This is a genomic window from Microcoleus pseudofavosus SVA1_A4 (genome assembly GCF_036700565.1).
Taxonomy (GTDB): domain Bacteria; phylum Cyanobacteriota; class Cyanobacteriia; order Cyanobacteriales; family Microcoleaceae; genus Microcoleus.
The window spans coordinates 1-11,961 of record NZ_JAUBPE010000127.1 but is presented as its reverse complement, the minus strand read 5'-3'; the positions used below and the strand labels follow the sequence as shown (position 1 = coordinate 11,961).

Below are 11,961 nucleotides of genomic sequence, written 5' to 3'. Positions count from 1 at the left end.
AATCGTAGGGACACGGCACTGCCGTGTCCTGATTTCGGGTAATATTAATTCCGATGTAACCGGAATTGATATAAACCTCTCCCTCAAAGCTAAAGTGGAACAGGTCGTCGGGCCTGTTGCTGACAATGGTGCAACATCTCAGTTAAAACCGACTGTAGAGTCTGATATTAAAAGTTAGAGATTTGAGTTTTCTTTTAGAGGACTTTCGCTATGAGACAGGGGTTTTTAACCCCTGTCGGAGTCTGGGATTTACTTGATGCCTGTGAATGCAAACTAATATCAGCAACGCACCGCCCGACGGCTGCGGCTACAGGCCGCAAACTCGCAACTAAATCTACCATATCAGGCAAAGAAAGAGCTTGCCGCGCGTCGGAAACGGATTTTTCGGGTTGCGGGTGACACTCAACAATCAATCCGTCTGCGCCGCAAGCAACGGCTGCTTTTGCTAGTGGTGCGACTAATTCTCGCTTGCCGACTGCGTGAGAAGGGTCTACAATTACTGGCAAATGAGTTAACTGTTTCAGCGCCGCTACTGCACCCAAATCCAACACGTTTCGCGTGTAATTGTCGAAGCTGCGGATGCCTCTTTCGCACATAACTACGTTAGGATTTCCGTGGCTGAGAATGTATTCGGCGGCCATCACAAATTCTTCGATTGTGGCTGACAAACCGCGTTTTAGCAAAACGGGTTTTCCGGCTTGACCGATCGCCTTTAGTAACTCGAAGTTTTGCATATTGCGGCTGCCTACTTGCAGCATATCAGCATAGGTGACAACCGGTGCGATTTGGGCGATCGACATTACCTCCGTTACCACCGGCAAACCGTAACGCCGGCTGACATCGGCTAAAATTTCGAGTCCGTCAATTCCCATCCCTTGGAAAGCATAGGGAGATGTGCGCGGTTTGTATACTCCCCCGCGCAAAGCTTGCACCGGTGCGGCGGAGAGTTTGCTGGCGACTGTTTCCATTTGTTCTGAACTTTCTACGGTACAGGGGCCGCCGATTATTAATAATTCTGTGCCGCCGACTGAGACTGTTTCTGAGAGTTTGACAATTGTCTGGTGTTCTGGATGAGATTTAGTGACGAGTTTGGCATCTAACATGGGGGAATTTTCCTGGATAATTAAGTGGGTGGTGGACAACAAAAAACCCGGAACTTTTAAGAGTTCCGGGTTGGTGCGAAAAGACAGCGCGACAATTTACCCGGAACTTTTGTTGGGCCAGAAATAAAAGCCGTAATACCAGTTACTGAATAATGTCATCGGTGTGTTCGCTTGTACTCGATTGGTTGTTGGGAAAAGAACTAGAAAAAACAAAACCGCAGGTGTTAATCTGCGGTTCGCCCGGATGTTCACAGTGAATTTTCCAATTCACTCCGGGCGAACTTGGGGATACCAAAAATAAAAATAGCTGTTGGCTGTGAACATTCTGTGAAGTGGTTGGATTTGTGAATTAAGCACAATACTATTGCTAAACGTAGCACAGGGAGACTGGGATGTCAAGGTAGGGAAACGGCATTGCCGTTTCCCGAAAGAGGCCGGACACGGCATTGCCGTTTCCCTACGGAGGTTGGACACCGCATTGCTACAGAGGCCGGACACGGCATTGCCGTTTCCCTACGGAGGCCGGACACGGCATTGCCCATTGGTGTCAACTTAAGGTCAAACGTAGTCACAGACTGCTGTTTGACGATTAAGCCCAGATCCCCCCTAGCCCCCCTTAAGAAGGGGGGGACTGGAACAACTCAAAGTCCCCCTTCTTAAGGGGGATTTAGGGGGATCGAGACTCGGCTATAAACGAGAGATACAAAGGTTTTCAGGCGATTGTTGACACCAATGGGCATTGCCGTTTCCCGAAAGAGGTTGGACACGGCATTGCCGTTTCCCGAAAGAGGTTGGACACGGCATTGCCGTTTCCCTACGGATTTTAATCCCAGCCGAAGTCTCGATCGCACATTTCGGCTAGTCTTTGGTTGTGCGATCGAAAATATGCTCTCAATTGCTCGTATACTGTCTCGCTGATGGGCGGATATTCGTTGGAGTTGTGCTTTCCGTAGGTTTCTAGTTGGTGGGGCGGTAAGTCTAAAAATTCGAGGACGGTGTTGAGGATTTGCGATGGGTTGCTATACAAGTCTTCGCTTTTGATGATTGAGATTTGGGATTTGGGAAATAGTTTCATCCAGGCTGGGAGTTGATCGGCGTATATGCCGCGGCTTAGATAACTGTGGTGTTGGTACTCGTAACTGTAGTAGTTTGGGTTGGCTAGGAGTTTTTCCTTTTCGCCTTTGAGTCTTTCGGGTTCCGAGGCGATCGCTTCTTCTAGTGAGAGGGTTTCGTATTTTATTCTGATATAATGATAGTAGTGGGAAATGGCGCGATCGACTGGGTTTCTCAGCAAGATAATGATTTTAACTTTCGGACATAAATCATAAATTCGCTGGGGAACGTGGGGGTGAAATATGTAGTAAGGACTGGCTTCTCCGGTTATTTTGTTGGGGCCGTTTTCTGGCTGGGGAAATTGGGCATAGTACCAGTCTGGGCTTTTGTCGAAGTTTAAGTCAAAATAATGTACTTCTTTTTCGGTGGCATGGGCGATTTGGGGATGTTGGGTGAGGTAGGCGTAAAGCGATGTTGTTCCGCCTTTTTGGGCACCGATGATGATGAAGTCGGGGGGTTTGGGAGTTTGTTTCATGGGTTGTAGCTAATGAGAATCGATCGCCATTTTATACCAATTTTTTATGAGGCCCCGTAGAATCCGATCCCCCCTAACCCCCCTTAATAAGGGGGGGACAAGAGTTACTCAAAGTCAACCCCTACTCCCCTTCTTAAGGGGGATGCGAGGGGGATCGGGATATGTGCAACTTCACATTAAATTGGTATTAATCTCGATCGCACTTTGACGGAGCGCGGAAATTCGATCGCACTTTGACGCATCACCGAAATTCGATCGCCCATTCTCGATTGTAGATTCCGGCGGTTGAAACCGCTAGCAACGCGATCGCAAAAACAAAGCCCGCCTGCGCGGGCTGGGAAATACATCGCACTTTTTGGCCGCTTGAACTGATTTGGTGGCTGGGCACTGACATTTCAATTTAACTAGACTAGAGTGGAGTTCGCGAGCCCAAATCCTTGCGGGGCAAATCTTTCGGGGAAAAATATATCGGCGGAGAGTTCCGTTGCGGGTTTGTGGGTTTTATTTTTGGGCCCAAGTACACATTTTGTAAATTTGTGCAAGGGGCTGATATGGATGTTGGGGAAAATGGGAACAATAAACATGGGATCGTACAGGCAAGCAGTAACTACCTGCAATACCATCTCTGAAAAAATCCGGGAAGGCGTCAATGTTTAAGAGCAAATTATCCAAAGTTATCGTATCGCTGCTGCGGCGGATTGCTGGTGTTACTAGATCCGGCGCGAAGCGACTGATGAGAGCAATGCTACGATCGCTCATGACAATGGGCCGCAGGGCGAGACTGCCTGTGGCGGGGTTTGTGTTGCCGACGGTGACGATGGTGTTGCTGGTAGTTATTTTGTTGACTGTGGCGATTACGCTGCGATCGTTTGATCGGGCGAATACGGCGCGTAACGTGCGCGTGAACCAGCAGGTGCTGGCGGCCGCGACTCCTGCGCTCGATCGGGCAAAAGCGAAGATTGAGTATATGCTGCGGGAAGACCCGCAAAGACCCACCGGTACTCCATCCGATGCGGAATTGTATCGGGTTATGTCGGCAGTTCCTGTTTCTCCAGGGCAGGATTTGTATAAGTTTGGCGACGAAGAGCGTTTAATACTTAAGTATCCCGTTAACAACGTTAATGCTCCCCCGGTTAACGCGAATGATCCTCAAGGCGGGCTGGGGGGCGTAGGCAGTGAAAATGAAGCGATAAATACAGCTTGGAGATATCCAGTCGATACGAATAACGACGGCAACTTTGACACTTTTACGCTATACGGAATATTTTTTAGAACTCCTTCGCGCGACCCTAATGGCAATTTCTCAAGGGCGAGACAGCCACTGGATGCCAGAACCCCGCCGATGTCTTTGGGAGTCTTAGACCCCGCGTGCGCGACGGAGGATGCAGGCAATACCATCGCCAGCTTGGTGGGAGATTCCGGCTGGTACAAACTGGACGGCAAACTTAAAAAAAGTTTCTTTGTTTATACGGTTAATGTACCAATGACTGCTGCGGAAGCTAGCTCCGTACCTGCTGCGTTGGGTCCCGCAGCAGCCTTCACGGGAACTCCCAGCATATCTGCACTAGAATATCAGCAAGACCAAATTCGCATTCCCCTCAGCAATAATGCGGTTGTATATGAAGACGACTTAGATATATCTCCGGGACCTCCGCTCAACCTCAACGGGCGGATATTTACAAATAGCAACTTATTGATATCGGGATTGAACGCTGCCAGAAGCATCAGACTATTTCAAGTTAGCAGCAAACGCTCTTGTTTTTACGATCAAGAAAATAGCAGAATTGCCGTCGGTGGCAACGTGATCAACGGGACGGCAACTAACGCGAATCAAAACGCAGTAGAAGTACATCTTTTCAGAACCAAAACAGATACAGCCCAGCCAGATGCCGGTGCACCAGTAATTGACGGCACTAATCAATCCGTTACCGTTAATGGAAATAGCCTTCAGGTACTCTACAACAGTAACGCTTACTCGCAGCGGTTAAATGCACTGGTGGCGGGTCAAATATTAGCAGATCCCACAACTGCCGCAGGTTTTGGTGTAAACGACCCTGTGTCAGTTAAACAAGTGACGAATGTCAGCAGCCCTAATCCTCAAAGTCGTCCCGATGCGCTGCAATCTTATTTTAAAGAACGGTTGCGGAAAGTTCCTTTTGCAGAAGCACCGCTGCCACCGCTCCCCGGAAGTGACGCAGGAGTCGTGCCTGGTGTAGCCTTGGATTCTTACATTGAAGGAAGTGGCGAAAATTTAAGACCGCAACAGGATGGTTGGAGCTTTCCAACAGGAAACTCTGGCAATGATACAGGCAGTGACTCCGGCCCGACAGGACTCACCCTCAATCTAGCTCAGCTAGAAACAACAAATGCGGATGGCTCGGCAGTAAAACCTAATGCAAACGAAGAAAGGTTGGGCGATCGCATAGTGGTAGGCAATAACTTGCCAGCACAGCGGTGGAACAACCAAGCACAAAAATTTTTAGGTAAAGATCCACAAATGGTTGGTAGTGGAACGCGCCAGCGCACGTCCCAAGTCACCAAGCTCGCCGACATAGGAGAAACAGACCGCGGCAACGGTTGGGGAGAAGCGCCCACAACCCCCTTCAGAGACGGTTTCTGGGAAAGATCAGCAGCTCAAATACCGCAAAATCCCCTCGACGGCATTGGCGGTCTCCGGGTAATTACCAGTGCTGGCGTGTACGATCGCACTAACTCCTTCCTACCGCCACCCAGATGGACAAATGCAGGCGTTCAAAAAGTAGGTCCGGCATCTGCCGTTCCTTTCCCTCCGGCCGCCAATACTTACGACGACCCAGCGACTACGGCTAACAACGAGCTGTACCCGGTAGTCTGGCCGGACACCATGCCGATGTCACCCCTGGGACCTGGTTCTCAGGTATACGACAACGCAACAGGTGCTTGGGCCCCTTGGACGGCAGGAGCGACAGCCGACGGTACGGGGCTACCTCCGGTAGTCGCCTCTACTACTCTACTTCCGGGCATTGCAGAAAGTGCCACTCTCAAGTATGCCAAAGGCGATTTGCGGATGCGGGCATCGGCAGTGTATTACTACACCAACGGCTTTAACGATCCGACACTTCCCACTCCAAACCAAACCCCATTTGCCTGCGTCAGCAGCTACTACGACCCCAGCAACGCTTCTACGGCCAGAAATACTAATCCCCCAGCACTTGCCGATGTTAGCTTCGATGTGAGCGGAGATCGTGCGATCGGAGCGCGGCAGGCATTCATCGGCTCCAACAACGGTATCGCCTATCCCGCCCCGATCAGATCCAGACTACCAAACGCTGCTTCTGATGCCGACGGTGACGGCTTGCTGACTGGTAGCGGCGACCTAGTATTAGAGGCACAAGCCAACATAGTGTTCCCCGACGGTAGGTTTGCCAACGGGCCGTTGAGAACGGCGCTGCAAGTAGCCCCAGCAGCTCGCACCCTAGCACAACAAGCTGCGATCGACTCGACTAATTGCGCGATCGACATTCTCAGAGGTGCTATTCTTCCCAGCAACGCACAGATTCCTTACGGAGCAATTCAAGAAGTAGCGTTTTTAAACGGCAGAGAAATCAAAGCGGCCGATCGGGACGACGACAGAACCCCCGTTAACGAAGCTTTTACGCTCAGCAGTCCTCCGCCTGCCGACCCCCAAGCACCAGTCCCCCCAGCAGCAGTATTAACAGGCAATTACAATCAGCCTCTAGAAGAAAGACAACCTCTAGAAATTCGCGTCACCCAGTTAGATATCGGCTTGCTGCGCGGGCAAACATTTGGTGCTGGCGAATGGCTGTTGCCCAACAGCGGAATTGTATATGCCAGCCGGGACGATGCGCTGCCCGATCGCAGCAATCGAAATGCCGACGCGCAACAAAGCAAAAGACTCAGCCCCGCAGACTCCAGGCTCGACCCCACTCGCAAGCCGAACGGCATTATGCTGGTTAACGGTCAATTCCTATTTCGCGGCACCGGCGATACTCCCGCAGCGGTCACTAGCGTAGCAGATGTAGTCAGAGAAAAAGGGCTGACCTTGGTATCGAACTTGCCAGTTTACATCCAAGGACAATTTAACCCCCACGGGCAAAATGCACCTGCCACTCCACCTGCGACACCGACTTTTACGCCAGTTGAAGAGTTTACAGATATCGTGACACCAAGTTGGGGAAATTTTTACACCCGCAACACCCTAAACCCCAGCTTTGCCTGTCGCGCGGGCGACCCCAGGCTGCCGCTCTGTACGGGCGACTACTGGAGACAGGCAACAGTGCTGGCAGATGCTGTCACCCTACTATCGCAAAATTACCGTTTTGGGTTCCGCAATGAGGGAGACTTTGACCTAAGAAACAATGCGGGTGCTGATGCCGTACTTCGCCGCCGACAAAGAGGATTTTTCAACAACAACTTTGTTACTAACGGACTTTCTAGTGGGGCGTTTGCGATCGACGGCAATTTAGTAGGTACTCCAGGTGCGGTGGGTCGAGCGGTGACAGACGCTGACTACCTTAATCCACTGACAGCTCCCCCGCCTGCCCTGGGCCTGCGATCGAATTCTTCCTACTTCAACAACTTTGTTACTCCAGTCCAGCGGCGCGGGCCTTTCCCAGAGTATCTGATGGAAGTTTGTACAAAACTGCCGATTTCTGAGTGTGGGGATGCAGACTGGTTAATCAATCCGCTATCCGCGTCTCAGACGGCATCCGCTGCTGCTGCTGCTGCTGTTGCTGCTGGTTCCCCTTTCAATTACACCACGCCTGACTACACTACTCCGGCTCTTAGTCTCGCAAGCACTTTTCAAGCTGGATCGACTGTCGATCCGCCCATAGCAGCATTACAGCGATTCCCCCGGCGCGTAGCTTTTAACAGAGATGCAACAACAAGTCAGTTGTTGCCAAATCCTCTAACGACTCCACCACAGCCTTTCGGAATTACTGGAGGCGCTACGATTGCTGCTGCTGCTACTCCTCCTGCCTTTACTGCTGGCAGAAATTCTCTATGGTTTGCGACCGGACCTAGTGGCACACCCACTTACGATGGCAGCACCATACCGTATCTAGTCAACGCCAACGTTGCTAACCCCGACACCAGAGACGGCAGCAATACACGGCTACCAACTTTAGCATCAGCAGTATTAGCACCAACCGCCGAACCAACTCCTCCCTATTCACCAGTGGCGACATATAACGGCACCCAGCCGCTCTTACTCCCAGTCTCACAGCTCCAAAATGTGAGTACAGCAACGTCGGGCAATGCAACAGGTACCCTTACTGCCCTAGCAACAGGGTGGATACCGCAAGCTGTACAAACAACTTTCAATCTCATCATCGGAGCTAACGATACTCCGTCGAGAACCCTCACCCCTACCACCAGCGACTTTAATGGCGGTTTGCAAAACTTGCCCCGATTCTTGGAAAGCTGGGGGCAGGGTGGGGCAATTACCACTAATATTCGAGGCAGTTTCATTCAGTTAAGCCGTAGCGCCTTTAGTACCGCGCCTTATCAACCAATTCCGACTGTAGGGTTAGCAACCGTGTTCGCTCAATTGAATAATCCTCCACTGCCGCTGACTGCTATTCCAACTATATACAACATTGCGACTGGCGCAGGTCGGATTCCATACTTCAGCGCGCCAACCAGGAACTGGGGTTATGACGTGGGTCTGCTATCTCAGCCACCAGACTTGTTCACTCAAAAGTTGACTACTCCTCCCTCAACGAATCAACCGGCCGAGTTTTTCCGAGAAGTGCCTCGGAATGACAAGTGGATAAAAACTTTGATATGCGGAGTCGTCGGGACACCAACTGGTCCGTCCGCTACTTCCAGTAGTGCTAATGAAAATTGCGGGACTTTCCCCTACCAATAACTTTCGGTCAGGTAACTACAGGAGTTTTAATTTATGAGCAAGCAAAAACAACAGCAAAATTTACTTCAATCGCGAGATGGCGGCTACACGATTATTGAGTCGTTGGTAGCGATGATCGTGGTTTCGGTGCTGATGATTGCGATCGCCCCCGTGATGGCTTTCTCAGTAGCGACTCGCGTGCAAGCGCGGCGGACGGAACTGGCCACGCAAGCGGCGAGAACTTACATTGACGCTCTCAGGACGGGGGCTCTGAGACCCAACGATCCGACAAACCCAGGGTTTCCAACTACCCGCGTGCTCGCACCGCAACCAGTCGCGCAAGCACCTATTTTAACAGACACGAATGCTTTGTACTGTGTTGATGTGGACGGTAATGGATGCGAAATCAGCAGCAACAAAGACTTTTACGTCCAGGGTGCTTGGCAGAGTTCAAACCCTCCTGCTCCGAATACTACCGACCCTAGAACAATAGGCTACAAGCTGATGGTGCGGGTTTATAGAGCAGATTCCTTTGCTCCGGGCGCGCCCGGTCTGAAAAGCGACCCCTGGAACGCGAGAAAGCAATCTATTGTGGGTTCGGGACTGGGCGATCGAACAATGCCTGTTGTAGAAATGACTACGGAGATTCCCCCAACTACAAATGGAGGTTCCTCCGCTTATCGATCGCTCTGTTCACGCCTGCAAGGTACCAGCACCAATGCGTGTAACTAATTAATTAAAATCCTTGTGAATAATAGACTAAAAATATTCCCACCAATCGGCAAAGGAAGAAGTCAAAATGAAAAATTTACTCAGGTTGCTTCTCAAAAGTCAGCACCAGCAAAACCGCTCTAAGGCATCTGAAACAGAAAAGGGCATGACTCTAGTCGAGCTATTAGTCGGATCGATTATGGCATTTTTAATCATTACGCCGATGCTCGGTTTTGTAGTCGATATGCTGAATACCGACAGGAGGGAACAAGTCAAGTCAAACACCGAGCAAGACATTCAGGCGGCAGTTGATTTCATCGCCCAAGATTTGAGTCAAGCAATTTATATCTATGACAATATTGGAACCAGTACACTCGTAAACGGACAATTCATCCCCACCCCAGCAAATGAAACCCCTATTCTTGTATTTTGGAAACGCCAGCAGCTCAATAATTCTCTTCCTATAGCGGCTAATGATCCAAAGGATTGCGGTACAGTTCCGTGCAACGATACCTATGTTTTATCATTAGTTGCGTACTACCAAGTTAGTGGCGGCCCTGGCATTTGGTGTCAGCCTTCAGGAGATCCTAATACGTGTCCTACCCGTATTGTTCGACGTCAAATTCAGGACGGACTGCGAAATCCGGCTAACTCGACACTTCCAAATCCAGCAGACCGCTACTTTACTGTTGCTCAGCTAGGAACTCGTAGTGGCGGGCTAAGGCCCAGTGACGCCTTTAACATAGGTACTGTCGGTCAGCCAGGTTTTGACATCAGTAATCCAACGCAAAATGTGACCATTGCAAACGCTGCTTGGAACCCCGGTGATGTATTAGTTAATTACATCGATCACACTAACCCAGGACCACCATCCACTCAATGTACCACTGCTCTAGGAAATCCCACTACCCAAGTTGGAACCGCAACGCAACCAATCGCAGAAAACCAACTAAAAATACACAATTCCAACAGTAGCAGCTTCTACACTTGTGTAGATACACAAAGAAATTTAGCAAGAGTTACGATCAGAGGAAACAGCCTCCGACGCCTTCAAACCAACGGTGCTGATTATGATGACAAAAAATCCGCATTTTTCCCAACAGCAAGCGTGCAAGTACAAGGTCTAGGCGCGCGAGGGAACTAACTGATGTCTGAAACAGATTGCCGAATCGCGCCACCAGCAGATAAAACAGGAGAGTAAAATGAAAACCCCAATATTATTAAAAGTTTGGCAGAGCTCTGCCACAAAAGCAAACCCCAATTACAAAAATACTGCCTCCAGAAAGGGCGATGGAGGGTTCACGCTTCTAGAAGTGCTGGTGACAGTATTGGTATTAGGTATACTAAGCTCGATAGCCGCTCCGGGCTGGCTGGCATTTATCAACAGACAAAGAGTTCGCACTGTGAACGATCGCGTTTTCCAATCATTGCGACTTGCACAAAGCGAAGCAAAGCGAACTAAGAACGCAGTCACAATTACATTTTCGGGCCCCTCTTCTGTTCCACCAGTCGATCCGCCAACAGTTACGTTTGCCCCGCCACTAGCCACGGGTGGTAGCACGCAGACGTTAAACGCTGGAGGCGAAATTAAACCAGGCACTATTGCACTTGTTCCTAATGCAACCTCAATCACTTTTGACTACTTGGGAAACGTAAATGGACTTCCGTTAGATACATCAGTAACTCCAAATGTTAGTCGATTTGTTGTCACTATTTCTCCTGTTGGCGGCGGTGGTAAGCAATGTGCGATCGTGGAAACTATCATAGGAGGAATGAGAACTGCTGAAGGAAATGATCCAGCAAATGGTGGGTGTCCATGATAGCTTTAAATAAATTTAATCTTAATTTCTAACAGCAATTCCGTATAAGTTCGGAATTGCTAAAATATATTAACATAAATTATTTTATATTTTAAATCAAATTAAAACAGACAAACTATGCTACTAGAACTAAAACAAATAATTGTCCAGCCAGGAAATCAACTATTACTCAAAGACATAACCTGGCCGATGTTTGAAACCCTACTAACAGAATTGGGAGAAAGTCGCGCATCCCGACTTTCATACAGCAAAGGAACATTAGAAATCATGGTTCCCCTACCCGAACACGAAATTGGCAAAGTCCTGATTGGTAACTTAGTCGAAGCACTACTAGAAGAACTTGGTATAGAATTTTGGTCTCTCGGTTCCACGACATTCAAAAATGAAAAAATGGCTGAAGGAGTAGAACCAGATACCTGTTTTTACATCCAAAACGAAGCCGCAGTCAGAGGCAAAAACAGCATCAACTTAGAAACAGACCCACCTCCCGATTTAGCCATAGAAATCGACCTCACCTCCCGCACTCAGCTCAACAACTACGAAGCATTAGGAGTACCCGAACTGTGGCGCTACAACGGCCGCAAACTGGAAATCAGCGTATTGCAAGATGGCAAATATGTCAAGGGCGATCGCAGTCTTCTGTTTCCCAATTTCCCGATCGCCCATCTCATCCCCCAATATTTAGAACAAAGCAAAACAGCCGGCAGAAACGTCGCCATGAAAGCCTTTCGATGTTGGGTGAAAGCGCAAATTTAGCGATCGGGCTGACGACTCTCATCCACACCGTGCGATCGAATCAATACCGGCGATTTCTCCGATCGGGCTCATATCAATTCCGGCTGCACCGGAATGATATAGAGGACACGGCAGTGCCGTTTCCCTACAATT

At 49.5% G+C, this 11,961-nt stretch carries 9 protein-coding genes; 6 read left to right on the top strand and 3 right to left on the bottom strand.

Annotated features, from left to right (window positions below):
- Positions 1 to 194 precede the first annotated feature (194 nt).
- Positions 195 to 1,103, bottom strand: coding sequence for a 3-deoxy-7-phosphoheptulonate synthase (gene aroF / locus QUA02_RS31760; protein WP_333033665.1), 909 nt, complete (start codon positions 1,101 to 1,103; stop codon positions 195 to 197).
- Between aroF and QUA02_RS31755 the strand changes: the two genes are divergently transcribed.
- Complete coding sequence (locus QUA02_RS31755) at positions 1,102 to 1,230, top strand: hypothetical protein (protein WP_333033664.1); 129 nt, start codon at positions 1,102 to 1,104, stop codon at positions 1,228 to 1,230. The two genes, aroF and QUA02_RS31755, sit on opposite strands and share 2 nt — an antisense overlap.
- A gap of 696 nt (positions 1,231 to 1,926) precedes the next feature.
- On the opposite strand, the gene QUA02_RS31750 is transcribed toward QUA02_RS31755, so the two are convergent.
- Together QUA02_RS31750 and QUA02_RS31745 are read right to left on the bottom strand one after the other, a co-directional pair.
- Entirely contained in the window at positions 1,927 to 2,691 is a 765-nt protein-coding gene (locus QUA02_RS31750; RefSeq protein WP_333033663.1) for a sulfotransferase domain-containing protein, read from the bottom strand.
- A 176-nt stretch (positions 2,692 to 2,867) separates the two neighbouring features.
- On the bottom strand, positions 2,868 to 3,038 hold the full coding sequence (locus tag QUA02_RS31745; RefSeq protein ID WP_333033661.1) for a hypothetical protein: 171 nt from the start codon (positions 3,036 to 3,038) through the stop codon (positions 2,868 to 2,870).
- Positions 3,039 to 3,340: 302 nt separating this feature from the next.
- Between QUA02_RS31745 and hpsA the strand changes: the two genes are divergently transcribed.
- From hpsA to QUA02_RS31720, 5 genes are all read left to right on the top strand, one after another.
- Positions 3,341 to 8,563, top strand: coding sequence for a hormogonium polysaccharide biosynthesis protein HpsA (hpsA, locus tag QUA02_RS31740; RefSeq protein WP_333033660.1), 5,223 nt, complete (start codon positions 3,341 to 3,343; stop codon positions 8,561 to 8,563).
- Positions 8,564 to 8,596: 33 nt separating this feature from the next.
- Positions 8,597 to 9,274, top strand: coding sequence for a hormogonium polysaccharide secretion pseudopilin HpsB (gene hpsB, locus QUA02_RS31735; RefSeq protein WP_333033659.1), 678 nt, complete (start codon positions 8,597 to 8,599; stop codon positions 9,272 to 9,274).
- Between the two features lie 67 nt (positions 9,275 to 9,341).
- A complete protein-coding gene (gene hpsC, locus QUA02_RS31730) occupies positions 9,342 to 10,397 on the top strand; it encodes a hormogonium polysaccharide secretion pseudopilin HpsC (protein WP_333033657.1) in 1,056 nt (351 codons plus the stop codon).
- Between the two features lie 58 nt (positions 10,398 to 10,455).
- The gene (locus tag QUA02_RS31725; protein WP_333033656.1) at positions 10,456 to 11,073 is read left to right on the top strand and encodes a pilus assembly FimT family protein; all 618 of its coding nucleotides are present in this window, start codon (positions 10,456 to 10,458) and stop codon (positions 11,071 to 11,073) included.
- A 117-nt stretch (positions 11,074 to 11,190) separates the two neighbouring features.
- Entirely contained in the window at positions 11,191 to 11,829 is a 639-nt protein-coding gene (locus QUA02_RS31720; RefSeq protein ID WP_333033655.1) for a Uma2 family endonuclease, read from the top strand.
- The last annotated feature ends 132 nt before the right edge of the window (positions 11,830 to 11,961 follow it).